General features: G+C 42.2%; 27 protein-coding genes and 1 tRNA gene. 13 read left to right on the forward strand and 15 right to left on the reverse strand.

Annotated features, from left to right (window positions below):
- The 3 genes from RE474_RS06785 to RE474_RS06795 all read left to right on the forward strand — a co-directional run bounded on the left by RE474_RS06785 (window position 1) and on the right by RE474_RS06795 (window position 3,415).
- Window positions 1-1,206 carry an aldo/keto reductase gene (locus RE474_RS06785; protein ID WP_309309636.1) on the forward strand — a complete coding sequence of 402 codons (1,206 nt, stop codon included), beginning with the start codon at window positions 1-3 and terminating at the stop codon, window positions 1,204-1,206.
- A gap of 87 nt (window positions 1,207-1,293) precedes the next feature.
- On the forward strand, window positions 1,294-2,010 hold the full coding sequence (locus RE474_RS06790) for an ABC transporter ATP-binding protein (protein WP_309309637.1): 717 nt from the start codon (window positions 1,294-1,296) through the stop codon (window positions 2,008-2,010).
- A 10-nt stretch (window positions 2,011-2,020) separates the two neighbouring features.
- Window positions 2,021-3,415, forward strand: a complete 1,395-nt coding sequence (locus tag RE474_RS06795) for a hypothetical protein (RefSeq protein ID WP_309309638.1) — start codon at window positions 2,021-2,023, stop codon at window positions 3,413-3,415.
- A 330-nt stretch (window positions 3,416-3,745) separates the two neighbouring features.
- Here RE474_RS06795 and RE474_RS06800 read toward each other — a convergent pair whose 3' ends face one another.
- The 3 genes from RE474_RS06800 to RE474_RS06810 all read right to left on the reverse strand — a co-directional run bounded on the left by RE474_RS06800 (window position 3,746) and on the right by RE474_RS06810 (window position 7,899).
- Window positions 3,746-4,456, reverse strand: a complete 711-nt coding sequence (locus RE474_RS06800) for a 4Fe-4S double cluster binding domain-containing protein (RefSeq protein ID WP_309309639.1) — start codon at window positions 4,454-4,456, stop codon at window positions 3,746-3,748.
- A 24-nt stretch (window positions 4,457-4,480) separates the two neighbouring features.
- Window positions 4,481-6,157 (reverse strand): SulP family inorganic anion transporter, encoded by a 1,677-nt coding sequence (locus tag RE474_RS06805; RefSeq protein WP_309309640.1) that lies wholly within the window; start codon window positions 6,155-6,157, stop codon window positions 4,481-4,483.
- A gap of 80 nt (window positions 6,158-6,237) precedes the next feature.
- A complete protein-coding gene (locus RE474_RS06810; RefSeq protein WP_309309641.1) occupies window positions 6,238-7,899 on the reverse strand; it encodes a SulP family inorganic anion transporter in 1,662 nt (553 codons plus the stop codon).
- Between the two features lie 367 nt (window positions 7,900-8,266).
- Here RE474_RS06810 and RE474_RS06815 point away from each other — a divergent pair, with 367 nt between their 5' ends.
- The 4 genes from RE474_RS06815 to RE474_RS06830 all read left to right on the forward strand — a co-directional run bounded on the left by RE474_RS06815 (window position 8,267) and on the right by RE474_RS06830 (window position 10,423).
- Window positions 8,267-8,422, forward strand: coding sequence for a hypothetical protein (locus RE474_RS06815; RefSeq protein ID WP_309309642.1), 156 nt, complete (start codon window positions 8,267-8,269; stop codon window positions 8,420-8,422).
- Window positions 8,423-8,570: 148 nt separating this feature from the next.
- Window positions 8,571-9,017: a PKD domain-containing protein gene (locus RE474_RS06820; RefSeq protein WP_309309643.1), complete on the forward strand. Its 447-nt coding sequence runs from the start codon at window positions 8,571-8,573 to the stop codon at window positions 9,015-9,017.
- Between the two features lie 489 nt (window positions 9,018-9,506).
- The gene (locus RE474_RS06825) at window positions 9,507-9,719 is read left to right on the forward strand and encodes a hypothetical protein (protein ID WP_309309644.1); all 213 of its coding nucleotides are present in this window, start codon (window positions 9,507-9,509) and stop codon (window positions 9,717-9,719) included.
- Window positions 9,716-10,423, forward strand: a complete 708-nt coding sequence (locus RE474_RS06830; protein ID WP_309309645.1) for a DNA alkylation repair protein — start codon at window positions 9,716-9,718, stop codon at window positions 10,421-10,423. Before RE474_RS06825 ends, RE474_RS06830 begins: the two co-directional genes overlap by 4 nt.
- A 30-nt stretch (window positions 10,424-10,453) precedes the next feature.
- Here the strand turns inward: RE474_RS06830 and RE474_RS06835 are convergent, their stop codons facing one another.
- The gene (locus RE474_RS06835; RefSeq protein ID WP_309309646.1) at window positions 10,454-11,515 is read right to left on the reverse strand and encodes a GNAT family N-acetyltransferase; all 1,062 of its coding nucleotides are present in this window, start codon (window positions 11,513-11,515) and stop codon (window positions 10,454-10,456) included.
- A gap of 132 nt (window positions 11,516-11,647) precedes the next feature.
- Window positions 11,648-11,932: a DUF3303 domain-containing protein gene (locus tag RE474_RS06840; protein WP_309309647.1), complete on the reverse strand. Its 285-nt coding sequence runs from the start codon at window positions 11,930-11,932 to the stop codon at window positions 11,648-11,650.
- 388 nt (window positions 11,933-12,320) lie between these two features.
- Here RE474_RS06840 and RE474_RS06845 point away from each other — a divergent pair, with 388 nt between their 5' ends.
- A complete protein-coding gene (locus tag RE474_RS06845; RefSeq protein WP_309309648.1) occupies window positions 12,321-13,043 on the forward strand; it encodes a flavodoxin family protein in 723 nt (240 codons plus the stop codon).
- A gap of 53 nt (window positions 13,044-13,096) precedes the next feature.
- On the opposite strand, the gene nth is transcribed toward RE474_RS06845, so the two are convergent.
- From nth to dusB, 6 genes are all read right to left on the reverse strand, one after another.
- The gene (nth, locus tag RE474_RS06850) at window positions 13,097-13,750 is read right to left on the reverse strand and encodes an endonuclease III (protein WP_309309649.1); all 654 of its coding nucleotides are present in this window, start codon (window positions 13,748-13,750) and stop codon (window positions 13,097-13,099) included.
- A 252-nt stretch (window positions 13,751-14,002) separates the two neighbouring features.
- A complete protein-coding gene (gene porB / locus RE474_RS06855; RefSeq protein WP_309309650.1) occupies window positions 14,003-14,878 on the reverse strand; it encodes a pyruvate synthase subunit PorB in 876 nt (291 codons plus the stop codon).
- Window positions 14,875-16,089: a pyruvate synthase subunit PorA gene (gene porA / locus RE474_RS06860; RefSeq protein ID WP_309309651.1), complete on the reverse strand. Its 1,215-nt coding sequence runs from the start codon at window positions 16,087-16,089 to the stop codon at window positions 14,875-14,877. The genes porB and porA overlap by 4 nt, the downstream gene beginning before the upstream one ends.
- On the reverse strand, window positions 16,090-16,350 hold the full coding sequence (porD, locus tag RE474_RS06865) for a pyruvate synthase subunit PorD (RefSeq protein ID WP_309309652.1): 261 nt from the start codon (window positions 16,348-16,350) through the stop codon (window positions 16,090-16,092).
- Window positions 16,347-16,895 carry a pyruvate ferredoxin oxidoreductase subunit gamma gene (locus RE474_RS06870; RefSeq protein ID WP_309309653.1) on the reverse strand — a complete coding sequence of 183 codons (549 nt, stop codon included), beginning with the start codon at window positions 16,893-16,895 and terminating at the stop codon, window positions 16,347-16,349. The genes porD and RE474_RS06870 overlap by 4 nt, the downstream gene beginning before the upstream one ends.
- A gap of 271 nt (window positions 16,896-17,166) precedes the next feature.
- Window positions 17,167-18,123 carry a tRNA dihydrouridine synthase DusB gene (gene dusB / locus RE474_RS06875; RefSeq protein WP_309309654.1) on the reverse strand — a complete coding sequence of 319 codons (957 nt, stop codon included), beginning with the start codon at window positions 18,121-18,123 and terminating at the stop codon, window positions 17,167-17,169.
- Window positions 18,124-18,249: 126 nt separating this feature from the next.
- On the opposite strand from dusB, the gene RE474_RS06880 reads away from it, so the two are divergent.
- The 3 genes from RE474_RS06880 to RE474_RS06890 all read left to right on the forward strand — a co-directional run bounded on the left by RE474_RS06880 (window position 18,250) and on the right by RE474_RS06890 (window position 20,078).
- Window positions 18,250-18,786: an AAA family ATPase gene (locus RE474_RS06880; RefSeq protein ID WP_309309655.1), complete on the forward strand. Its 537-nt coding sequence runs from the start codon at window positions 18,250-18,252 to the stop codon at window positions 18,784-18,786.
- Window positions 18,787-18,859: 73 nt separating this feature from the next.
- On the forward strand, window positions 18,860-19,303 hold the full coding sequence (locus RE474_RS06885; RefSeq protein WP_309309656.1) for an RNA-binding domain-containing protein: 444 nt from the start codon (window positions 18,860-18,862) through the stop codon (window positions 19,301-19,303).
- A gap of 1 nt (window position 19,304) precedes the next feature.
- Window positions 19,305-20,078 (forward strand): sugar phosphate isomerase/epimerase family protein, encoded by a 774-nt coding sequence (locus RE474_RS06890; RefSeq protein ID WP_309309657.1) that lies wholly within the window; start codon window positions 19,305-19,307, stop codon window positions 20,076-20,078.
- A gap of 65 nt (window positions 20,079-20,143) precedes the next feature.
- On the opposite strand, the gene RE474_RS06895 is transcribed toward RE474_RS06890, so the two are convergent.
- The 4 genes from RE474_RS06895 to RE474_RS06910 form a co-directional block, all read right to left on the reverse strand.
- The gene (locus RE474_RS06895) at window positions 20,144-20,314 is read right to left on the reverse strand and encodes a ribbon-helix-helix domain-containing protein (RefSeq protein WP_023845152.1); all 171 of its coding nucleotides are present in this window, start codon (window positions 20,312-20,314) and stop codon (window positions 20,144-20,146) included.
- 131 nt (window positions 20,315-20,445) lie between these two features.
- Window positions 20,446-20,519, reverse strand: a tRNA-Lys gene (locus RE474_RS06900).
- Between the two features lie 84 nt (window positions 20,520-20,603).
- Window positions 20,604-22,430 carry an ATP-binding protein gene (locus tag RE474_RS06905; protein ID WP_309309658.1) on the reverse strand — a complete coding sequence of 609 codons (1,827 nt, stop codon included), beginning with the start codon at window positions 22,428-22,430 and terminating at the stop codon, window positions 20,604-20,606.
- Window positions 22,420-23,703 carry a DNA double-strand break repair nuclease NurA gene (locus tag RE474_RS06910; RefSeq protein WP_309309659.1) on the reverse strand — a complete coding sequence of 428 codons (1,284 nt, stop codon included), beginning with the start codon at window positions 23,701-23,703 and terminating at the stop codon, window positions 22,420-22,422. The genes RE474_RS06905 and RE474_RS06910 overlap by 11 nt, the downstream gene beginning before the upstream one ends.
- A gap of 298 nt (window positions 23,704-24,001) precedes the next feature.
- Here RE474_RS06910 and RE474_RS06915 point away from each other — a divergent pair, with 298 nt between their 5' ends.
- Together RE474_RS06915 and RE474_RS06920 are read left to right on the forward strand one after the other, a co-directional pair.
- Window positions 24,002-25,933, forward strand: a complete 1,932-nt coding sequence (locus RE474_RS06915; protein ID WP_309309660.1) for a sodium:solute symporter family protein — start codon at window positions 24,002-24,004, stop codon at window positions 25,931-25,933.
- 225 nt (window positions 25,934-26,158) lie between these two features.
- Window positions 26,159-26,473, forward strand: coding sequence for a hypothetical protein (locus RE474_RS06920; protein ID WP_309309661.1), 315 nt, complete (start codon window positions 26,159-26,161; stop codon window positions 26,471-26,473).
- Window positions 26,474-26,544: the final 71 nt, after the last annotated feature.

Genomic DNA, 26,544 nt, shown 5'->3' on the forward strand with positions numbered 1-26,544 from the left:
ATGTTATACAGAAAAATGCCAAAAAACGGTGATGAGCTTTCAATACTGGGTTTTGGCGCCATGCGTCTGCCAGTAAATGAAGATGGAAGTATAGATGAAAAAACAGCAACTGACATGGTTCGAACTTCCATAGACAATGGAGTGAACTATGTTGACACCGCATGGCCTTATCATATGGGAGAAAGTGAGACTTTCCTTGGCCGTGCACTTGCAGACGGATACAGGGAAAAGGTAAAGCTTGCCACAAAATTACCTCAGTGGATGGTTAAAAAGCCAGAGGATATGGATAAGTTCCTCAATGCACAGCTTGAGAAACTCAACACCGACCACATTGATTACTATCTTGTACACAGTCTTGTGGGCAGTAGCTGGAAAACGATCAATGAACTTGGCATAAGAGAGTTCCTTGACAAAGCAAAGGCTGATGGTCGCATAATCAATGCAGGTTTTTCATATCATGGTGCACCAGAGGATCTTGCACCGATAGTTGACGCTTATGACTGGGATTTCTGCCAGATTCAGTACAATTTCCTGGATACCAATGTTCAGGCAGGGACAGCAGGTCTGGAATATGCTGCATCCAAAGGTCTTGGTGTTGTTATTATGGAACCTCTGCGTGGCGGGAATCTTGCAGACCCGGTTCCACAGGAAATCCTGAATATCTGGAACGAGGCTGATATCAAACGCAGTCCGGTTGAATGGGCTCTGCGGTGGGTATGGAACCATCCGGAAGTTACTGTTGTGCTTTCAGGTATGAGTGCACCGGAACATGTTGAAGAGAACCTGAGGATTGCAGAGGATGGTCTTGCAAAGTCATTGACCGAAAAAGAGCTTCAGCTCGTGGAAAGAGCCGCAGAGAAGTACGGTGAGCTCATGAAGATCAACTGTACGGCATGCAGATATTGTATGCCATGTCCTGAAGGAGTCGATATTCCTGCATGTTTTGACGTCTACAACAACCTGTACATGTTCGGTGGTGAAGACCGACTTAAGATGATGTATGCTGCGAAGATGGGTGGAATTCTCAGAGGTGCCGAGACAAACTTTGCCTCACAGTGTGTGCAATGTGGTCAGTGTCTGGATGGATGTCCTCAGCAGATTCCAATACCTGATATGCTTGAGAATGTTGCAGAAGAATTTGAAGGTCCGGGTCTTGGAGAAAGGATTGCTTTTGCAAAGCAGTTATTTGCTGATGATAGTTGCTGAAGTTCTCTTTCGGGAACTTTTTCTTTTCTCTAGTTATTTATACTTTTTAAAACTATAATTATAAGATACAGAGAAACGACCCAATATTTGCAGGTAGATACCTTGATAAAAGTAAAGAATCTCTCAAAGAATTTCAGTGACCTAAAGTCTGTGGATGCCTTTGACCTTGAAGTCAAAAAAGGTGAATTGTTCGGCCTTCTGGGGCCAAACGGCTCCGGCAAAACAACAATGATCAAGATGCTCACCGGTCAGATAAAGCCCAGTGGAGGAGAGGTTTCAGTTCATGGGATCGATGTTCTTGCTAATCCTTTGAGAGTAAAGGAGCTGACAGGTATCATTCCTGAGCAGGAAACACCGCCAAGTTTCCTTACCGCTGAAGAATACCTGCATTTTGTTGCTAAAATCAGGAAGCTTGAAGGTTTTGAAGATAAGTGTGAGTGGTGGTTCTCATATCTTGATTTTGCAGGCCAGAAGGATGTATTATGCAAAGACCTTTCCCGTGGAACAAGACAAAAACTGATGCTGGCACAGGCGTTTTTGCATGAGCCTGAACTTGTGATCATCGATGAGCCTCTCATTAATCTTGATCCTCTGATGCAGCGTAAGGTCAAGGATTATCTCAGGGATTATGTAAGTAAGGGAGGCACTGTTTTCATATCTACCCACATTCTGGAAATTGCCAGGGAAATATGCAGCAGCATGGGAATAATCTACAGGGGAAAGCTGGTCTTTTCAGGAAATATGGACGACCCTGCAATTGGTGACAGACCGCTTGAAGATTTCTTCCTTGAACTTGTGAACTGAGGTGCCGGTAATGTTCGAGCTGTTCAGGAGCATGATGAAGGAAGAATGGAGGATGCATTCCGCATTCTTCGGAGACAGGGGATTTGCTCTCTTTCCGGTTGTAATTGCGGCAGTTTCCATGTTACTCTCACTTTCCATGATAATATTCTGGAGAATTATCAGCCAGACCGATGTGCTGCTGGGAATCCATTACCTGTTGCTTTTCATGGGTTCAATGGTTGGAGGTTTTGGATTGCTTGGCAGGGAGGTTATGAACAGGAGATTCGGACAGGCAAGTCTGCTGGCTTATTCTTCAAGGACACTTCCGATATCTGAGATAACCATTTTTGCTAATTTCATTGTCAAGGATGTAATCTATTATTTCTTCCTGTATGTGCTGCCGTTCACCGTGGGATTTGTGGCAGGAGCAATCATAATTGATATGCATTATTCGTTCTTCCTGTTGCTGATAACACTGTTCCTTTCATTCTGTATCGGCCTGTCGCTTGTATTCTTACTATCAACTATCTATGCTAATCTTGGCAAGAAGGCTCTTTTCCTGCTACTATTGATTCCGATATTGTTCCTGATTTTCTTCCAGGGAATCGGAATTGATGTTTTCTACGGGCTTCAGTCATTTGTTCTATATACTGAGCCTTCCCTGAATGTTCTAATAACCTGCCTTTTTCTCGTTCTAGTGCCATCGATAATATCCCTGATATTCCTGAAAGTGGATTATCCGCAATCCCAGAAACATTACAAAAACCAATTCAGTGAAATTTCTGCCAGACTGAATTTCTATGCTTACTCTCACTTTATGACAAAGGATTATCTGGATTTCAGCCGCAGCGAGGGTGGAGTCGGGAAAATAGTTTTCTCATTCCTTGTTCCTGTCATTCTTGTATGGCTTTTCCTTCCGCAGTTATTGAAGGCAGTTCCCGGACTTGATATTCTCGTGGTATTTGCAGTGGTTGTAGGCATGATGGCTTCTTCGATGTATAACTGGCTGGTTGAGTTTGACATGTTCAGCTCATATTCTTTCCTTCCGCTAACGGTTGCTGATGTTCTGAGAAGTAAGCTCAACAGCTACTCACTGCTCAATGTTGTTCCTTTTCTGGTGGTTGTGGCAGCTACAATATATGCAGGAAGGTTGTTTGATATTGTTCACATGGTAATTCTGTTTGTTGCAATTTCCATGTATGTTGTTTCGGTGACTGTTTACCTAACAGGTCTCAACACTACATTTTCACTATACAGCGCCGGCACGTTTGCAAGTTATGTGCTGGCTATTGGTCCTGTGGTTCTGGGGATGATCTTGCTTGCACAGCTTAACTTCAATCTGGTGCTTGTATCTGTGTTGCTGATTCCTGTGTCTTTGTTTGTGTTGAAAAAGAGCTTTGTTAAATGGGATAAATTGGAAGTTTGAGTGTCTATCATCTATCTGGTTTTAACATTCATCTAACCTTTAGTATCTAATTAAAAATCTAGGATATTAAAAATTAACAAGGGAAAACGCTTTAATCTCTTTAATCAAAAACTAACATGTAACTACTCGCCTCTGTAGAAATTCTGATGAGATCAATATCGGCGAGTTAAGCAAGTATCTGTTCGTACACCAATATAGATAATTGTAGTTCCGTGAATATGAATTTCAAAGATTTCTACAGAGACAATTTTTATTTCTCTTTGCGTACGGCTGAGTGTGTATTTTCATAAAGCCATCTGGAGATTATGGGTATGGGATGGCAGTTGAGCTTTAATTCTTCTTTCTTCCATGAGGACACACATAAACACACAATCCACACACTGCCAGCTGTTCATTGTTCTCCATTTCCTTGAAATAATTCTCACATTTCCTGGCATTATATCTCATTTCCCGGCTCTCGCCTTCAACAAAATTCCTTCCGGTAAAAGCCTGGACAGGACATATCTTCACACATTCGCTGCAGCTTCCACATCTGCTTTCCATACTGCTTCCGGTAGGTTGGAGAGGTGCATCTGTTAGGATTGTTGCCCATCTTACTCTTGGTCCATTGTCAGGAGTTATCAGGAGGCAGCTTTTTCCTATCCAGCCAAATCCTGACAGGTGAGCCGCCAGTTTGTGGGAGAACTGGGCGCATATTCGTTCGTCATCAATCCTTTTTGATGAAGGAAGAGGAAGTGCTGCATATCCATTATCCTGAATGTGGCTGCTCAGGATCGAAGTTACCATGTCAAGTCTTGAATTGATAACATCGTATGCATGGTGTTTGTAATTTAATAATGCAGACCTCTCATTTCTGTGAGAGAGTTTGTCAACGATAGGGTCCATCAGTCTTATTCCAATTGAGATGGCATAAGGATATTCAGACAGGTCACCGCCACCCTGATCAACAATGAAATCAGTGGCTTCTGAGAGATTTGCGACGCCAAAATACTGGACACCGTTTTCAAGTGCAATTCTGTTCAATTCATCCTGAAGACTCATAATGTTACCTCTACTCAGATTATGTTACTCTATCTGGTTTTTGTTTTTCTTATTTTCATTTTCTTCTTTCACAAACTCCAGAGCTTCCTGCGTACTATCAAACACATGCACATGCTGCTTTTTCATAAGCTCAGTGAGTTCCCAATCATTTTCCATAATTCTCATGACCTCAGGCTGGATAGATGTAAGATATACTTTCTGACGCTGTTTTTTGCTTGAGCGGATGAAACTTTTCAAACGCTCCATACCTGTTGCATCAATGAAAGGAACATAACGCATACGAAGGATAATATGAGGTTTGCTGATGTTCATGTGTTCGTTGATCTTGCTTTCAAAAACGTTCATGGCTCCGAAAAAGAAAGGTCCGTTTATGGTGTAGACCAGAACGTTATTTTTAAGATAAGGGTCAGCGAAGATGGTTGCGTTTATTCCACTTGTTTTGTCGTAATTCTCCATAGTCTGAATGTCGATCACATTTGTGAGTCTTACAAAGAGCAGCACGATGGAGAGGAACATTCCGATCTGGGCAGCAAATACAAGGTTTGTGAGTACTGTCAGCACAAAAGTAACAAGGAGGACAGTGCTGTCCATCTTACTTATGTTCATAGTGGTTTTGAACTCATCTACATTTATCATTCTCATGGAGACTACGATCAGGACACCTGCAAGGTATGCTTTTGGAATGAAAGCTGCAATGGGTCCGAGGTAAAGCAGGATTATGAGAAGGATCAGGGACTGGAAGATACCTGCCATCTGGGTTTTTGCACCTTCACGTATGTTGATGGCAGTTCTTGCAATTGCTCCGGTTCCGGCTATTCCTGAGAAAAAGGGCAGTGTCATATTTGCGATTCCCTGACCCACCAGTTCCCTGTTACTGTCATGCTTGCTGTTTGTCATTCCGTCACAGACCACTGCACAGAGCAGGGACTGGATGGTTCCAAGCAGTGCTATTGTGAAAGCTGCTGGCAGGACATCAATGAGAAGTTCCAGATCGAAATTCAGCATCTGGATCTGTGGAAGTCCTGAAGGTATGTTACCTACTAGCGGTATATCGGTATTCAGTCGGAAAACGACAAGGGTTGAAAGTACCAGCGCGATAATGGATGGTGGCAGGCTTCTGATAATCCTGATCTTTGAAACAAGTACGGGGAAGTATAGAAGAAGCAGGACTGTGCCGATGCAGATTACTGTTGCTGTTCTGCTTATGTTATTTATGTTAGATATAACGGCATAGATCGTTTCCCATGCCTGTTCCTTTGATTCAATGACAAGTCCGAAGGCATTGGGTATCTGTCCGATGAGCAGCATTGCACCGATACCGCTTGTAAATCCTGAGATCACGGGCAGGGGGATGTACTTGACGAATTTTCCAAGTTTCAGAAGTCCGAAAGATACCTGAAATACACCAGCAACGAATCCTGCAAGGAGGATTCCTTCAAGCCCGAAACTATGGAGTGTAGAGAGTGTAATGACCGTCATTGCACTACTTGGGCCGCTTATGGAGTATTTTGAGCCACCCGTTGCTGATACAAGCATACCTGCAATGATGGCTGTGTATAAACCCATCTGGGGTTCTACGCCTGAAGCAATGGCAAAAGCAATGGCCAGCGGCAAGCCCACAATTGCTGTGATTGCTCCGGCCCTAAGATCATTTGCGAGTGAATTTTTGAAGTATTCTGAGACTTTGTTTTGAATTTCCATGTGAAAGCCATCTGATCTGGATCAGAGGTTCTTACTGGGAATAAAAGTAAGTTATCACATATATAACTCAACACCAGAATTTAAATCTCATTTTTTCCGTATTTGTTTTTCAAAAAGGTCAGAGCATCCTGACTGCTGTCACAAATATGTACGTGCTGCTTTTCCATGAGTTCTGTCAGTTCCAGGTCGCTTTCCATCCTCTTCATGACCTCAGGCTGTACTGAAGTGAGATATACCCTCTGGTGCTGTTTCCTGCTTGCCTTGATAAAGCTCTTGAGGCGCTCGATTCCAGTTGTATCGATGAACGGGACATAGCGCATACGCAGGATTATGTGGGGCTTGCTGATAGTCATATGCTCGTTGATCTTGCTCTCGAACACGTTCATGGCTCCGAAGAAGAATGGGCCGTTTATGGTGTAGACCGAGACGTTCTTCTCAAGATAAGGGTCGGCAAAGATGGTGGCATTGATGCCTTTTGTCCTGTCGTAGCTCTCCATACTCTGGATGTCGATGACGTTTGTAAGTCTAATGAAGAGCAGTATTATGGACAGGAACATACCCATCTGGACAGCAAATACGAGGTCTGTGAGTACGGTGAGCAGGAAAGTTACAAGCAGGACGGCCGTGTCCATCTTGCTAATGTTCATGGTGGTCTTGAACTCGGTTACGTTGATCATTCTCAGGGAAACCAGAATTAGCACACCTGCAAGGTATGCCTTTGGGATGAAAGCAGCAACAGGACCAAGGAAAACTAGTATCATTAGTAGTATCAGGGCGTGGATTATTCCTGACATCTGGGTCTTTGCGCCTTCCCTGATGTTGACTGCACTTCTTGCAATGGCAGCTGTACATGGTATTCCTGAGAAGAAAGGCAGCGCCATGTTTGCGATTCCCTGACCTACGAGTTCTTTGTTGCTGTCATGCTTACTGTTGGTCATACCGTCACAGACCACTGCACAGAGCAGGGCTTCGATGGAACCGAGAAGTGCTATGGTGAGAGCTGCTGGCAGGACCTTCATGAGCAGTTCAAAATTGAAGTTGATCATCTGGATCTGTGGAAGGCCAGCAGGGATGCTGCCTACGAGTGGTATGTTTATTTTGAAGTAGAATACCATGAGAACTGAGAAAATGAGTGCGATAATTGAAGGTGGGAGGCTGTTGATGTATTTTATTCTGGCCATGAGTCCCGGCAGGAATAAGAGAAGCAGAATAGTGGCGAAACAGATTGTTATTGCTGTTGTGCTGATGAGATTTGCACTGGAGATTATGGCGTATAGTGTATCCCATACGTGTTCTTTTGAAGGTATGACAAGTCCAAGTGCGTTAGGTATCTGGCCTATGAGAATGATTGCACCGATACCGCTCGTGAATCCTGATATGACGGGTAGAGGGATGTATTTGACAACTTTGCCAAGTTTCAGGACTCCGAACAGTATCTGAAACGCACCGGCGAGGAAACCTGCAAGGAGCAGTCCTTCAAGCTCGAAGCTGTGCAGTGTTGAAAGTATGATTACGGTCATCGCTCCGGTTGGTCCGGAAATGGAATACCGTGAGCCTCCGGTTGATGCTACCAGCATACCTGCGATGACAGCCGTGTATAACCCCATCTGGGGCTCTACACCTGAAGCAATAGCAAAAGCAATAGCAAGTGGCAATGCCACAACAGCCGTGATAAATCCGGCCTTTAAATCACTCGTAAACGATTCTTTAAGATAATTTGAGACTCTGTTTTGAATATCCATTTGAAAGCCAGCTGACTCGCGTCAAAAATGTTTTGATGCTGGCTTAAAGTGTTATTAAATATATAAAACCGATTGATAATGAAAATAAGTTACAAATGTTATTGGAATTTATGAGTAATTATCTTTTCTATATTTTTTAAATCTGCAAAAGATTGGAATCAACTGAAAGAAATCAAATTCAGATACTTATGCATAACCTTAACAGGTATGTCAAGGTTATACTTATTGTCAAAATGAGGAATTCTACAAAGCCATATTTTTAAGTCTTCCTGTTTTATTTCTTTCTTTTTGAGGAGAATAATTGGAATATATCAGTATTTCAACTTTCCATTATATAGTCCAACGTCACACGTTTGATGTGATGAATATGTACGATTGGCAAGAGTGGGCTCAAATATTGATTCCCAAAACCACGAAGGAAGAGAAAGGGAAGTATGAATCTACATTGCCTGAGATATTGCAGTTAGTAATGCAGAGTGAGAAGGTAAGAGAGATATTGGCAGTTGTTCAGAAAGAAGTATAATTGCTACCAGTTGCTAATTTAACTTAAATGCATGTTTATTCTGATAGGAAAGTTGAAACAATGAGAGATAAAACAAAGCTATTTATGCAGGCAAATCGAAATATTATATAAGCATACTGTGACGAGTGTGTTTGTGTGGGGTACGAGAATGAAACAAAATATAGTAATTTTTATAGGCGTAGCCTTGATGTTTCTGATAATGTCTTCGGGAATTGTTGCTGCCAATGGTGAAATAATAAATAATCCACCGGTAGCAGATGCCAATGGACCGTATGAAGGTTGCGTAGGTTCAGCCATAACACTTGATGCTTCGGGTTCCTATGATCCAGATGGTGATGCCATTGTTGGTTGGCATTGGGATATAGATGGTGATGGACAATACGATGATGCTTCAGGGGAGACTGTTATGTGGACATGGGGTAGTGCCGGTACTTATGTAGTTGAAGTTAAAGTTTCCGATGCTTTTGGAAACGCTGATTTTGCTTCTGCCTATGTAACAATCAATGACTGTGGAATCCCTGAATTCCCAACAATTGCTCTCCCAGTAGTTGCAGTTCTTGGACTTGCATTCATAATGCAGCGTAGGAAGAATTAATTGAAGAGTGATATTCCATTACTCTTCTTTTTTATAATACATAGAGTCACATTTTGCGTGGTAAAAAGATGAACACCGGTAAAGTAAACCGGTATTCGTGGGGGGTTTGGGTGGTACGTTTTGTTTGAAAAAACAATATGATGGTTACACATATGCACCAATGATATATAATATATTCATAACAAATTATTAAATAATATATATTATATGTTCAGGGGGGAATGAATAATTTTTGCGGGATATAAAAAAGGTAGTTGACACAGTGTTTAAGCATGTTGTGATTTTAATTTTGTCTTTTAGAAGCCATTCTTTTCCACAGGTATAAAGATACATGGTATATCTTCGATCAGTGACATAGAAATTGATTTATACTTCACCCAATTCAACAATACTTGCCCTAGGAACCACGAAGAACTTTTTACAAGGATCCGAGAACTCAACTTCCATCCAGAGATATGTATATCTTGGGAAGAAGGTCCGTATGAACTAATGTATGATGAAGCAGCGGGTATGTTGACCGATAATGAATTAGAAGTTGTGACTGTGGACTCTCTAATTGCAGATGACAAAAGAAGCTTTAACTTTTCTATTCTATCAATAGTAAGTATTAACAATAGGTTTAAAAACTTCTTAAAATATGAACTATTCAACACGTTCTATCAATCAAAATTATCTCCCAATCCTACCAATAAAATCCTATGAACCCAATAATCTCCCAACTCCGAGCCGAGCTTAAGCAAAACTCTGACGAAGAAGCCAGAGAAAGCTCAAACCGCTTCTTCAAAGAACCAATAAAATGCTATGGTATGAAAACTCCGGTTGCCAGAAAAATAGCAAAAGACTATTACAAGCAAGTATCCGGCAAAAGCAAGCAGGAGATATTTTCACTATGTGAAGAACTCCTCAGTTCTGATTACATGGAGGAAGCGTTCATTGCATTTGAATGGTCGTACAACCTGAGAAAACAGTATGAACCTGAGGATTTTATTATATTTGAGAGATGGGTTGGGGATTATGTCAACAACTGGGCAAAATGTGATACTCTCTGCAATCACACCGTAGGTACATTCATCGACATGTATCCTCAGTTTATTGATTCACTCAAAAAGTGGACGGCTTCTGAGAATCGCTGGTACAGGCGTGCTGCTGCTGTAACACTTGTTTTAGCGGCTCGCAGGGGAGAGTTTCTGGATGATATTTTTGAGATTGCTGATATGCTGCTGATAGATGAAGATGATCTGGTTCAGAAAGGCTATGGCTGGATGCTCAAGGAAGCGAGCAAGCAGCATCAACAGGAAGTATTTGACTACGTGGTGGCGAACAGGAAAGTCATGCCAAGGACAGCACTCAGGTATGCTATTGAGAAAATGCCGAAGGAATTGAGAGCTAAGGCGATGGAAAAATAAAAATCGTTTTTCCTCATTTCTCACTTCTTCTTACATGATACCATCGCGTATATCGATGTACAATTGTTCGATGTTGACAGCTTTACCATCTAATGACTTAGCAAGTACGTTCCAGTGCTCGACATCAGGTTTCAGCTCTTTCAATATTGGAACTATAGGTTCGTGTGGTGACAGAAGTGTTGTAATATAGTATCTGTTTGCTTCAAGCACTAAATTATTCAGATATCTTACAAGGTTAAGCATTGCATTCTCACTATCTGGGGCGAATGCGTAATCTGTCAGGTAATATATATCAAAAAGCTCATTTTCTCCAGGTATTTTTGGCATGCTGGTAAAATGATCAATAAAATTAAGCACTCTTCTGAACATTCTCATGGAAGTCGGTTCTCTGGCATAGTATATTTTAGCCATTCCTGCAAGATCCCATAATCCAGCACATGCAACAATCCTGTCATCTGACAAAGCCACCCAGAGATTTTCCATACCATAATGGGGTATGTTTTCCAAGTGAGCTTTAAAACTCTCTGCAGTAAACGGTACAAAATGAGCCCTGCCTGAATTGTAACTGTTAATTAGGTTGACAATATCCGAGATCTCATTTTCCATGGCAGTCCTTATTTCAAATTCAGGAGCAATCTGTGCTTTTTTATAGACAGGCAGTGCCTGCATTTGCATCTCTCCAACATTTTGATACCCGTTCTTTGCACACATAGCATTTGAAGCATCATTCGCATCCAAAACATAGCAATATACATAAGAAGCCATGTTTTCTTTGAGATCACTCTCAGATTTCCTCATAAGTTCGGTAGCAATCCCTTTCCTCTGAAAATCAGGATGGACTATTACTTCTGCAAGATAACCATATTTTTTCCCGGCCTGATCTTCTTTCAGTGTCCAACCAGTCCAGCCCGCAACCTGTCCTGTTTCTTCAGCCACAAATACTTTCCAGTTGTCGTACAATTTGTATCTTGCTACGGCATTTGGACTCTTATCCATGGCCTCAGCTATCGTGTCATTGCCTTGTGGACACAACTTCTCAATTTCCAGTAAAGTAGCATTGTCTTCCTCTGCAAAAGGTCTCAACAGAACCATAAGTGTCCCCCCCTTAAAGCCATAATTACTATCAAGTACTGCCTCTGATGTTAATCTTCTAATTCAGTGAAAGGCACCAAAAATCAAAAAGGGTCCTGACGGGGATGTCAGGATATCCTTTCTCCTAACCGATCAAGCCTTTGCCATTTCAGCTTCCATCTTTTCGCCGATCTCAATAGCTTTCTCTGGAGTCATTATAGGAATGGTCTCCAGTTTTGAGATACCTTTCCATGGGAATACAGCCCTCGCATATGCTTCCTCATTATCGAGTTCGTAAACGATGAAAATCCTGCACGATGATAAGTCAAGCCATTCTGATATTACATTGTAGCCTTTTGGGTATTCCCATGTCATATATCGTTTGTTTATTTCTTCATCGTCTTTTGGTTCCCATGTCATTATGTCCATGAATAACATTTTCCACACTCCTTCCCATTATCCAGGATATTTCCTGACAATATATTATATGTGTCGAAAATATTTACCTGCTATCATGAAAATCTTACTTAATATATTATCTCAATGATACTATAATTGATGTATTATAGCGCATCCTCATTTATCTGATAATTTCATTTGAGACTTTGAACAACTAACATTTTATCCCGTTACATCATAATAAAATAGATTAAACATCGTAATCATTAAATCCAGCTAAGTAATTTTTATTTATGGGGTATTTTTTTGGTACATTGGTCTGCTGGGTAGGCCAGATGATCAGGGAGTAGATGAAATAACAGTAGCTTTCGGTCTTTGCCTTTATTCCCACTATTAAGTACATTTAAGTTTAGGAGATGGGGAGGAAATGAAAGTTTTAGCAATAAATTCAAGTCCCAGAATGGAAAACGGCAATACTGCCATGATACTGGATCCATTCCTTAAGGGTATGGAAGAAGCAGGAGCAGATGTGGACCTTTTCTATACATCAAAACTCGATATCAAACCCTGTACAGGGGAATTCAACTGCTGGTACAAGACACCAGGAGAGTGTTATCAGGATGATGACATGAAATTACTCTATCCAAAGATAGATGAAGCAGATGTGTTTGTTTTTGCTTCCCCTCTATATGTGGATGGTGTCAATGGTCCCATGAAAAATCTGATTGACAGGATGCTTCCAAGAATTGAACCTTTTATTGAACTGCGTGATGGCCGCTCCCGTCATCCGGTACGTGGTGTTGCCAGGGAACGTAAGATGGTTCTGGTTTCCAATTGTGGTTTCTGGGAGAAGGAGAACTTCGATCCACTGATCGTTCACATGAAGGCATTTTGCGAGAACGCATCATTTGAATATGCAGGAGCTCTCCTGCGTCCTCATGGTATGGCAATGCCAGAAATGATTAAGATGGGTATGCCACTCGATGATATATTTGAGGCAGCAAAGGATGCTGGCCGTCAGCTCATAAACGAAGGTAGGATATCACAGGAGAAACTTGATATTGTTGGTCGTGAACTTCTACCGCAGGATATGTATTTGCAAAGTGCCAACGAGGCTACCAGCCAGATTCTGGAAGCATTGGAAAACTAAGATTACAGTTCTCTTTTCAGCATCATTTGTGATGCTAAAAGCTTTCTTTTTAGCTATACTTCACTTGAAGGGCACAACTCACTCACAACACATTCCCCGCACTTCGGTCTTCTTGCGATACACACATTCCGGCCATGAAGGATCAATGTCATGGAAAGATTCTCAAGGTCTTTCTTCTCAGCGAGGGTCATGAGGTCTACCTCTATCTTTTTCGGGTCGTTGTTCTTAGTAAATCCAAGTTTCTGTGAAAGCCGTGTCACATGTGTATCCACAGCAATGCCCTCAATTATATCATATCCTCTGGCAAGGACAATGTTAGCGGTTTTCCTGCCGACACCGGGAAGTTTCAGAAGGTCTTCCATGTTATCAGGAACTCTGCCGCCAAATTCTGTAAGGATAAGCTGTGCACTTCCGATTATATGCTTTGCTTTCTGGTGGTAGAATCCTGTGGTGTAGATGTCTTTTCCAAGCTCTGTGAGGTCAGCGTTGGCAAAATCTTCCACGCTTTGATACTTTTTGAATAAAACCTGTGTGACCTTGTTCACCTGCTTGTCAGTGCACTGGGCTGAGAGAATAGTTGCAACCAGCAGTTCCAGAGGATTATTGAAATGAAGCATGGGTTCTGCATTTGGGTATTCACCTTGCAGAAGTTTGTAAATCTGGTCGAAATTATCTCGATTGTCCGGCACAGGGGATTGCATGGTCATGGGGATGAATTATGGTATGATGCTTTTTAGCTTTATTGAGAACCCCAGTGTTTCCACTAGAACTAAAAATAATAACGGAAACAATATTTTCTCACGAATAAAAATCTCTTCAATATTGCTATAATACAATTCAATGAAATAAACACCCTTCATGACATATCTGAATCAGGCATGGTGGGGACTCACAGAAAGTGAGTATTGTGATATAAGGATTACGAATGAAAAAAGAGAAAATAAAGAAGAGATACGGGTTTAGAGCCCGTAAACTTCAATGTTCTTGTCAGCGATAGCCTGGATCTTTGCGATCTCTTCAGCTCCACCTTCCATCTTGAAGAGGTGGCTGAAACGACGCTGCATCTTGAGGTAGTCCTCAACAGGCTTGATGTTCTTGCCGAGCTTCCTGACCTTTGTGACCTCGCCATCCTCCATTTCATAGAGTGGCCAGAGACCGGTCTGGACAGCCATCTTTGCAACTTCTACTGTCTTTGAGGTATCGAATCCCCATCCTGTTGTACATGGAGCATGTGCATGGATGTAGGTAGGCCCCTCGATCTCAGTAGCTGTTGCGACCTTCTTGATCATGTCCTTTGGGAAACCGATTGAAGTTGTTGCAACGTATGGTGCACCGTGTGCAGCCATGATTGCTGGCATGTTCTTCTTTGGTCTGTTGTTTCCGAATGAAACTTTTCCTGCAGGACTTGTTGTGGTTGAAGCATTGTATGGTGTTGCACCACTTCTCTGCACACCGGTGTTCATGTAAGCTTCGTTGTCGATACAGACGTAAGTGAGGTCATGTCCTCTCTCAAAGGCTCCTGAAATGGAACGCATACCGATATCCAGTGTTGCACCGTCTCCACCCATAACAAGGACCTTGGTCTTCTCCTTCTTGCCGAGTGCCTTTAGGGCAGCCTCAACACCTGAACCTACTGCAGCTGCATTCTCGAAAAGTGAGTGTACCCATGGTACCTCCCATGCAGTTTCAGGGAACGGGGTGGTCATAACTTCAAGACATCCGGTTGGGTTGATGACTATACAGTCCTCTCCGGCGCCCATAAGTGCGAACTTTGCAGCCATTGCGTCACAGCAACCTGCACATCCTCTGTGTCCCGGGGCTAACAATGATTTCATAGTAGTTCCTCCTTCACATCGGTAAACTGGCTCTCGATCTTGATACCTGTCTTCATGACCTCTGTGGCCTCATCGATTATCTTCTCGATTGTGTCGACCTTGATGTCACGTCCACCATGACCGATCATGTATCCTACAACAGGTATTCTGACGTCTGTGTTGTAGAGTGAGGACTTTGTTTCGGTGAAGAGTGCACCTTCGTTAAGTCCGAGTGAAATGTTCTTGTCAAGTACGACAACAACCTTTGCATCCTTGACAGCATTCTTGATAGCTTCAACAGGGAATGGCCTGAATGACCTGACCTTGAGAACACCGACCTTTACATTCCTGTCCCTGAGTTTATCAATGACGTCCTTAATGGTTCCGACAATGGATCCCATTGCCATGATGATGATATCTGCATCGTCTGTTCGATACTCGTCAATAAGTCCTCCGTAGTATCTTCCGTATACGTCGTAGAATTCATTTGCTACATCCTCTATTTTCTTAAGGGCCTTCTGCATTGCCTGCTCCTGCAGGTACCTGAACTCTGTGTAGTAGTTAGGGTCTGCAAATGCTCCGAAACTTACCGGGTTCTTTGGATCAAGAACATGATCCGGTTCATAGGTAGGCAGGAATTCATCTGTAAGGTCCTGTTCAAGAAGTACAACAGGTTCGTAAACGTGTGAAAGGATAAAACCGTCCATACAGGTCATTGATGGCAGAAGTATATCCTTGTCCTCAGATATCTTGTATGCCTGTGCGGTCATATCTGAGATTTCCTGTGTGTTCTCTGCATAGAGCTGTATCCATCCTGTGTCTCTCTGGGAGATCGCATCCTGATGGTCATTCCATATGCTGATAGGTGCACTGACAGCCCTGTTTGCTATTGTCATCATTACAGGCAGTCTCATACCAGCTACGTTGAAGAGTACCTCGTGCATGAGTTCAAGACCCTGTGATGTTGTTGCAGAGTAGCATCTTGCTCCGGCGGCTGAAGAACCTACAAGTGCTGAGAGTGCTGAGAACTCAGATTCCACATTGATGTATTCACAGTTTGGTATCTCACCGTCTGCCATGAATTGTGAGAGGTCCTCGACAATATGGGTCTGTGGTGTAATTGGATATGCTGAAATAACGTTTGGTCTGCAGACCTTTACTGCATGTGCAACAGCATATGATCCTTCGACAACGACCATCTTGCTCTTATCAAGTTTATTCTCTGGTGCCATTTACTTCTCCTCCAGAACCATTGTGATTGCGTCTTTTGGACACTCGTTTGCACAGATTCCGCAACCCTTGCAGAATTCATAGTCAAACTCAAAGAATCCGTCATCTCTTGGGTTTATTGAACTGTCAGGGCAAAGAAGCTCACATAATTTGCATTTAATGCATTTGTCGTAATCATAAACCGGCTTGAAAGTTCTCCATCCACCAGTCTTGTTTACTCTGGTTGTGCCTGCCTCGCAGACTCCACCTGGAAGAATCTTCATTTCTTAGCCTCCTTCATCATATTGTATGCTTCCTGGATAGCTTCAGCGTTCCTTTCTCCGACCTTACCAGGGAACCTTTCCTTAACAGCTTCCATGATTGATTCTGGCTCAATTTCGCCTGTTGCCCCTGCAAAAGCGCCCAGAAGGACTGTGTTAACGATAGGTCTTCCAATAATGTCCAGTGCGATCTTTGTTGCATTGACAGTCATTATCTTTGCCTTGGTGTCGAGGTCAAACGTGTCAGCATCAAAGTCACTGTTAATGATAAGTATGCCATCTTCCTTGAGACCGCTTGCAACGTCGACTACTTCAAGGAGTGTAGGGTCCTGTACAATAACGTAATCAGGTTCGTAGATCTGGCTTCTGAGCCTGATTGGTTCATTGTTGATCCTTGTGAATGCCTGGACCGGTGCACCCCTTCTCTCGACTCCGAATGCAGGGAAGGCCTGGCTGAATTTACCATCTGCAAAAGCAGCGACGGCCAGAAGTTCAGCAGCTGTGACAGAGCCCTGCCCACCTCGACCGTGTATGCGTATTTCTTTCATCTAGAATTCTCCATAAACCATGTGTAATAATAGATATAACAAATATATCCGATTTTCATGTACGTTTTTATCGGCAAACATCGCGCGTTAGGTGTCGAAAAACAATACCATAAAAAGATAAGTTTTTTCGTCAACTGACGTTAAATGCAATGTTTAATTGTGTAGAATCGATTAATTACTATTTAGTCTTTCGGTAATTTACGGTGTTAATACGCCATAAATTAATAAAAATAAGTATATTAAAATCACATAAATTGATTTATAAATGATATCATACGGCATGTTTGCACATTTCATCAAGACTTTCCAAAATCTCTCCAATGGTTTTTGAGCTGGCAATACTTCTCCTTATATGTCTGCCATTTCTCATCCCACGGGTGAACCATTGTGCTTGCGCCTTTATGTTGACGGTATGCATCAAATCATATTCTTCCAAAAGCCCAAAATACTCTCTCAGGTCAGTAATTCTCTGGCTGCATTCCTTATATTCCAGCATTTCACCCTTTTCAAGGTAGTGAGAAATTCTCCTGAAAAGGAAAGGATTACCCATTGCGGCCCTGCCGATCATTATCCCGTCACATTCGGTATAATCCAGCACCTGCCTGGCTGAAGTCTCATCAATTATATCGCCGTTAGCAATAACAGGGATACTGAGTTCCTGCTTTATTTTTTTCACATAGGAATGGTCAGCTTTTCCGGAATACTGCTGTTGCCTTGTCCTTCCATGAACAGTCAATGCATCTGCTCCTGCATCTTCTATCAGGTGTGCGATCTCCAGGGTTTTTTCCATATCTTCAAGAATACGTATCTTTGCGGTCACAGGAGTTGACAGATTCTCTACGAGTCCTGTAACGATCTCATGAATAAGGTTCGGCGACCTTAGAAGCGCAGAACCGCACCCGTCTTTTGTCAGGAGTTTTGCAGGACAACCAAAATTGATATCGATGATCTCAGGCTGGTATATCTTTTCTATCTTTAGAGCTGCTTCCGTCATATTTTCGGCAGAGTTCCCAAAGATCTGAATCCCAAGAGGCCGTTCTTCTTCGCAGCTCATTCCACGGTTAATGCTTTTCTCATTCTCGTATATGACAGCATCCGAGCTTATCATTTCAGAGTACGTGAGTGATGCACCGTATTTTTTGCACATGAGACGGAACGGCAGATTTGTCACATTGGACATTGGTGCAAGCAGGATATTTCCGGGAATCTTGATATCAGCAATTTTCATGGGAATGTCCTATCGAAGGGTATACTAATATATAAGCAGGATGTATGGAAAAATCTATAAAATCACTGGAAATTGACTTTTAACACTTATCCTTTACTAACTTAATAAAAGAAGACAGGTTCATTTATGACTAAGATTTTAGCTTTTGTTGGAATGCCGGCCTCAGGCAAATCAGAGGCAGCATCTGTTCTGCGCCAGAAAGGTATCACTGTTATCAATATGGGAGATGTCATCAGGGAAGAGGTTGTGCGCAGAGGGCTTGAGCCAACCGATGCCAATACAGGTGGAGTAGGAACAGACCTGCGTGAGAATGAAGGCAGGGATGCTGTTGCAAAAAGATGTATCCCGAAGATCCAGGCTGCAAATGAGGATTTCATTGGAATCGATGGAGTTCGCAGCGTTCCTGAAGTAGAGAGATTCAAAGAGGCTTTTGGCTCAGATTTCACTCTTGTTTCCGTAGATTCTCCTCTTGAAATAAGGTTCAATCGTGTGCTTGCCCGCAAGAGAAGCGATGACATGAAAGATATTAGTGAACTTAAGATCAGGGACGACCGCGAACTTGGCTGGGGAATGGGCGAAGCAATGGAAATTGCAGACGTTGTTGTTGCGAACAATGGCACCCTTGATGAGTTCAGGGACAAGATCATGGCACTTGTGAAGTAAGGAACAGGTATAAGGAATAGTTTTTAGAAATAATTCCATAAAACTTGCAGTAATAACCGGCAGGAAAGTTATCATGATAAAAGTTACAGTTTCAGCAGTCGTGAACCCTACAGAGAGCAAGGACAAAGTTTTCTCAGCTCTGGAACAGCTTTTCCCTGAGATAGATTTTGATTACGAGGAAAGCTCAGAGTACAGCGGTAAGTTCACCGGAGAGAGTGATATCTATGCGCTGAAGGATATTCACTTCAAGATAAGAGAGGAAGAGATAATCGATACTTCACGCACAAGACTTAATGTCGGTCGGTCAGAGGACGGCCTGTCAACTTCTTTTATCATCAGCAAGCAGGTTGCGACCGTTGGCCGCCTGAATTATCCTGCACATGAAGAACCTCTTGGTTCTATTAATGTTACCGTAACAGCCGATAATGAAGGAGAAATGCAAAGGTTCTACGACTGGCTGACACCTCCAACAGAAGATGGTGTTCCTGATTTTGAAATGAATATAAAGGACGTTTAATATGGATGTCAGGAACCTGAGTTTTTCATCACGTGCAGCAGTTGGTGACCAGTTCAACTGGGCTTACGAACTTGAGGATATGGGATACGCTGGCTGGGAAATTGTCCAGGAAGGCTCACAGACCCTTAGTGATGAGAATATCCATCTGGTACGTGAGATATCCGAAACAACAAACCTTACTCTTACAATGCACCTGCCGTTCTCTGATATGAACCTCGCAGGTCTCAATAAGGGCATTCATGACGAGATTATGCGTCAGATGAAGAAATGTCTTGACATGGGTTCTGATTTTGTGAACCTTGCTGTGGTTCACCCGGGTTATCTTTCCCCATACGGAAGTCAGGTTCAGGACCAGGCCTGGAAGAAGAATGTTGAGTCAATCCAGCAACTTTGCGATTGTGCAGCAGACATGGGAATCGTAATTGCAGTTGAGAATATGCCCAGGATGCCAAAGATCTACGGCATGAACCCCGATGAGATGCTGGTTATTCTGAAAGATGTCAACAGGGAAAATGCCGGAATTACTCTTGATGTAGGCCACGCCAATACTAATGGATTTGTTGATGAGTTCGTGGAAAAGTGCCTCGGAAAGATCAAACACATGCACATCCACGATAACCATGGAAAACGTGATGAGCACCTTCCTCTGGGACAGGGAACCGTAGACTGGAAAAAGTTCATGGAAAGCATTTCAGGTTACAAAGGTATGATGGTCACTGAAATGATGAATCTCGATGAGGGCAGGCAGTGTATTGAGTTTTTGAAAAGTCTCTGATCACTGAACCTGAAAAGTGCCTGCCAAGAATAAAAATAAGCTAATTTCTTTTCTGTTTTTAAAATCTACTCGTCCAGCCTGCCGTGCCTGCGGTCTATATCGTCGAGCTGGTCAAGCATTTTGCGCACGGCTGTCCTTATGGCATCAGCTTGTGTGACGAACTTCTTGTTATCTCCGACATGTTTGTTGAGGTCGTCAAGAAGCTCCTGGGGAATGTCAAGACTCACTTTTGGCATTGTTTCACCTTTTTGAATCAAATAAAATTCAAAGATAGATAAGGCTAATGGAATGTTATCAGAACAGCAATCAAAAAAGATAGCAATTGCTATAAGACAATTGATGCTATCAGAAAAGAGATTGTAAGATGCGAGCCGGAAGGGAGTTGAACCCCTGGCCTACGGATTAAGAGTCCGTCGCTCTGCCTGGCTAAGCTACCGGCCCGCGTTGTCATGCTCAGTTGAGCGAGACTCCCATACGTACTAGCCTCATATATACGTTTCGGTAAAAAGCAGTTTGACATGAAAATCAAACATGCTTCACAACACACCTTGAGAGTCCCATAATCTCAACCATATCACTGTTATCAGGGCTCTGCACAATCATTTGTCCTTTTTTCAGGTAAGGAATACGCTTCTCAAATTCTTTTTTAACCTTCATGGTACTGATTGCCGCATCGTTACTGAGATTGAGGATTATGCGCGTGTTGATCTGCTTGAAGATGGTATCGTCAATATCCTGCGGATCCTGGGTAATAAGGAATAATCCAAGTCCTTCTTTTCTTCCCTGGCGAGCAGCATCTGCAAACTTGGAGATTAGTCTTCTTGAGTGTTCTCCACCTGCCTTTGCAAGATAGCGGTGAGCTTCATCAAGTCCCAGGATTATCGGAGTTTCCTTAACTGCAGCCTCACCGGAAGTGTTCAGTTTGTTATCCACTATTGTACTCATCAAAGTGAGGGTAATGATGTCACGTATGCGTGAGTTTGTGATATACTCGGTTGGGAACACACTAACCTGTCCGGGCTTGAATATCTGTCCGAGAATCTCACTTATCGGCCTTGCAGGCTGGTCAAACACTCTTGCAAGAGCACGGTTCTTTACCCTGCGCACGATACCATCATAGGAAGATTCGTGTATCTTTCCGCTTTCAACATACAGGTCTCTGGTCACATCGTTGTCGATAAAGTCCATGAAGCCACTGTAAGTGTGTTGTCCGGGTTTCTTGAAATAATCTTCAAGCAGCAGGTCAACTCCAACATACTGCAACTCTGTCATTCCTACTGGTGCTATGAGCCACGAATTATTCTGCACCATTTCAAAGGGAATGGTAAACTCTATTTGCTCTGCTCTGGACCTGCCAGTGTAAGCTTCACCATTGATTTTTGCAACAAAGGTTTTTGTATTCTTGCAGGCACCGAAATTAACTTTTTCAGCTCTGAATTTGAAGTCATCATCATCTGTGATCTCAGGATTGTCCTCAAAAAGCTGAGAATACTCATCCTGAGGGTCCATAATCACAAGACAGGGATTTCTCCTCTCCTCAGAACCACGGAGCTTGTAACGGTTATTCTCACTCATGAACTGACGCAGCAGGTTCTTTGTGAGGAAAGTCTTTCCCGTACCTGTGCTTCCGCAGACTAACATGTGCCTGAAGATCAGTGGGTCACCCATTGAGTAATCGTTTCTAAGGTAATAGGGAACTGTAGGAGGAACAGCATGAGTCTTGACAAGTTCCCCACCAACACTCAGTTGTCCCATAAAAATTCCTTCCTCAGGAATATTGAGACCTGTCTGTATCTTCTTTTTATCAGTTACAGGAAAAATGGGAGTATTTGGCCGTGGTATCCTGTCGCTCATTCTCCTGTCAAGGCTGTTTCCTTTGCTCTTTGACTCGTAAAGGATGCAAATAGGGTCAAGATAAGCTAGGAACTTGTAGTCAACCTCATCTGTTGTATTTGATTGTAGCATCCTGCGTGAGTGAATCTCGGTTGCATCGTCTACAGCATATTCCTGAAGGTACTGGAGTTTCCATATCCTTGCAAAAAGGTCTTCATCTCCATATGGAACCATGACATAGGTTCCAAGTCTCACTTTCTGACGGTGTGATGTTGTAATATATCCGGTAATTCTTGCACCGGCTTCTGTGATCTCCAGCGGGTCGATTCCTGTGGTTATTATACCGAATGCCTCATCTGAAACTCCATTCTGCATGTATGTCTTGCTATTTGTTTCAGGCACAAGTTCCTCAAAATCATCTTCTTCCTTTGCACTCGGTTTTTTGTCGTTTGCCGGAATCTCAATATCCAGCTCATCATCCATGTCGCCTGCAAAAGAAAGTATGTCCTTATCTCTCATCCTTCTCATCCCATCTTATGCTGTTGTAATTAGTATCAATCTTTGAATTCCTGAATCTGTCTATGATATTCTTCCGTTCAGGCACCGGTATCTTTGCTATTGAATCTGCCTTTGACAGTGTCTTTGGTATTCCGTTAAGTGCCAGGTCGTAGAGCACTTTTCTTGTCATCCGGTTTCTCAGTTCCTCGTTCTTCACCAATCCATAAGGTGATTCGATTTTAAAGATCGTGTTAAGCTTTGGGACATATGCCATGAAGAAACTGAGGGCATAATCCTCTGCATCGAATTTGCTGCTGGCCATTTCAGCAACAAGAGGTGATGTTGATTTCAACATCTTTTCATAGAACTGGTTTGGCTGCACGAACCAGTTGGTATAAGTGATATATTTTTCAGCTTCTTTCCTCTTCATTCCGGTTCTTTCAAGTGACAATGCGTTCTTGAAAAATTGTGCATCTACAAGCCACGGAAGGTCAAGTTCAGGCTCCTGCTTTCTCAGTGCCAGCATGATCTGCATGTCCTCCGGGTTCTTTACAAAACCCACCAGAGGCTTCATGTTCTCAATATGATGGTCCATTATGTCGATGTAATTCTGAATGATCTTCCTGCTGCTGGGATCGATGCTAATATCCACATCTTCGGAATTGACCACCATCCAGTACATTATTCTTTTAGGATAAATGGGACCATCCATTATGAAAAAATCATCATTTCCAATGCTTTCAAGCATCCATAATATGTGCTCAGATTCTGAAAGATAGAGGGCGATGTCGTGTAATATGTCAGTGACTTTTTTATTGAGAAGTCCGGGTTGTACTCGAATTATCTTTTTTCTTCCACAGCCACCGTCAAAAGATTCCCAGTCATGGCTGGTATTAAGATATACCTTATCGCTCAAAGTGTAAGCCGCTGCAACAATGGTTCTTTTACTATGGATATCAAGGTCAGTGGGTGTACAGGCTATTGCACAATGGCAGAAATCGATATACAGCCCATTATCAAATGTCTTGGCAGTAGTGCTTCCACTGTCGCAGGAATAAGAGACAGGATATGGGTCTTCAGATTGCAGCATTTTCTCTATGCTTGCTTTTCCACGTCTGACAGGTCCTATTGACTTTAAAACCACCTTGTCATTGTATTCAAGTTTCCTGAGCCTTTCAAGTATATTTCTCACTTTTTCATTATCATCGCTGTCGTTATCATCTTTTTTGAAACATTTATCGATGCGGTCGACGATTTCATGTATCTCTTTTATGTGAACCGGCTCAAGGGTCATGCTAGGAAATAGTATCTGAATGATAATATTATTTTGGATTGAGTATTGAATTATAGCTCTAAAGGTAGACAAATTATCATTATCTTAACTCAACTTAATTTTGAATTTCATATTGGTTTCTGGTAAAATAGCTATCAATAGATTCTGTTAAATCATAGTAGGTAAATAAAATTGATTAAACATAAAATGGATTTTTTGAAAACCCTTATATAGTTACCATAATAAGAGTAATATCACGTATATAAAGCCCTTTGATAGTTTTTGTCGGGGCTGTTCATCATTATAAGAGGTAGTTATTATGGAAAGTTATCAGATATTCCTTATATTAATGGCAGTCTATTTGCTTGGACTGATAGGTATAGGATTATATTTCACAAAAAAACAGAAGTCTGTAACTGATTTCTGGCTTGCAGGCCGTAAGATCAGTGCATTAGGTATTGGTTTCTCAGCAGCATCTTCATGGATGACTGCAGGTGGCATACTGGCCGTAATTGGTCTTTACATGGTGCTTGGAATGGGTTCCATCTGGAGTTTCGTAGCACCTAACATTCTTGCACTGTTATTGATTGCCCTGTTTGTAGGTAAAATAAAACATCTGCCTGCGATCACACAACCTGAACTTCTTGAGCAGAGGTTCAGCAGCTCTATCCGTGCTCCTGTGGCAATAATCATTGCTATTGTTATGGCTCTCTTTGCAGTTGCTGACATTAAGGGATTCTCATTGGTTCTCAGCATCTTCTTCGGTCTGGAACCTATCTATGCAGCAGCAATTGTAGCTCTTGCAATTTCAGTATATGTAACACTTGGAGGTTTCTCAGCAGTTATCTGGACTGATGTGGTACAGTTTGTGATGCTTGCTACATTCTCACTTATCATTGCCTTCGTGCTCGTGGGTGCAGCAACATCCGGTTCCGCCGATGTTTCTGCAATGTCAACTTCAGACCTTTTCGGTGACATGCCTTCTGGATGGTGGAATCCATTAATAGTAGGTGTTCCGGCAGTCCTTATCGCAATCTTTGCTATCATTCCTGGATGGATCACAGAACAGGACCCATGGCAGAGAATCTGGGCAGCAAAAGATGAAAAATCTGCAAGGAACGGTATGATCCTTGGTTCCTTCCTAATCTTCCTTATTTTCGGTGTGGCATGTACAGCAATTGCAGTAAGTCTTAACCACATTTACCCTGAAATTCCAGCTTCGTTCTCAGAGATCGGAATGGGTGCAATGGCAGCAGCAGAACCAGCTCTTCTTGTCTACATTGTAAGCTCACTTTCACCAGTAGCAATTGGTCTTTGTGCAGTGGGTCTTGCAGCCGCTGCAATGTCTTCTGCAGATACATTTGCAACATCAGGTGGTTCATGTATTTCACGTGACATTTACCAGAGATACATAAAACCTGACGCAACAATGAAGCAGATGATGACAATAAACAGGATAAGTGTCCTTATTATTGTAGCACTGGCAACTGTTCTTTCATTCTACATTGACAGTATCATCGATGTAATCCATATTGCAACTTTCATTGCAAGTGCAGCCTACTTCTTCCCTCTTATGGGAGGTCTCTACTGGAAGCGTGCAACAAAGCAGGGTGCTCTTGCAGGGCTTATTGTTGGTGCAGTTGTACAGATAGGACTGACAGCTATTGATCTTGCAAATACTGCTCCATTTGCAACAGCTTATCTTGATACAATTCACCCTGTACTCTCAAATCACGGTGTTATTGTAGGAATGGCGCTCAGTGGAGTTGCTTTCTTTGGTGTATCTCTTGCAACAAAGCCATCTGATACTGTAAACCTTGCTCCGTTCTTTGCTGATGAAGCAGAGAAGCTTGAGAAAGAGGCTCTTATTGTTGATGAGTCTGATCCGGAATACAAGAAGCTTGTCAAGGTGATTGAAAAGGAAGTTACCGGAGACCGTGCAATTGTCAAACTCAACCTCGAAGCATCTGCAACGATCAACTGGGACAGGTTTGTAAATGAACTCAAAAACATTCACCCATCATGGGTAACTCCTACAGGTAGGGATTCTGTTTACAGGCTCACCAAGGCCGATATGCTTGCATGTGTTTCACTTACCCGTGGAGACAGTGAGAAAGAGATATGGTTTGCAGCAGAACCAATGGCAACCGATTTTGACCTGAGTGAAAAAGAGTTCCTTATTGCTTTCAAGCAGGTTGCAGAGGCATTTGCAAACATTGGATTGTTGCTGACATTGCCTTCTGACAATTAACGGAACAAATAGTTCTAACAAAATTAAGCTTCGGTATTTTTATCCGAAGCAATTATTTTTTCATGCATGATTGATTTCATCTATTATTGTATATTCTGTGGTTATTTTCTCCTAATTACGGTATTTATGTCAAAAATCAGTATGCTACGTAAATATTTACTTCGTATATATTAAATAAATATAATTACTAAAACTATATCTAATGTTACTCTTATATCTTTTTTTGTGGTACCTATGGAACTAAAAAACCCTATATTAGATATTGAAATGACCGAAGAGAACAGGGAACAGTTTACTTCCATGAAGAAGGGCTTTGAAGAGCTCAACGCAGAAGAAAAGATCGATGTTATCGATTTCCAGAATATAATGCTGCAAAAAGTTTCCAAACACCGTGAAAAGTATGGAATGCCAGACAGCAGCCAGGCTCCAAAAAGAGATGCAGATGAGATTATCTCTCACATGTCACCTAAATCACTGGACTATTCCCAGATGTGTATCAATTATTACGTGTCAAAGATTTCAGCGACCCTTAGAAAATAACTGACTTTTGTCATTTTCATTTCCTTTTTATTTTACATTTTTGAACTCACTTTTTAAATCTCATTTTCAAC

Source organism: Methanolobus sediminis, from assembly GCF_031312595.1.
In the GTDB taxonomy this organism is placed as follows: Archaea; Halobacteriota; Methanosarcinia; order Methanosarcinales; family Methanosarcinaceae; genus Methanolobus; species Methanolobus sediminis.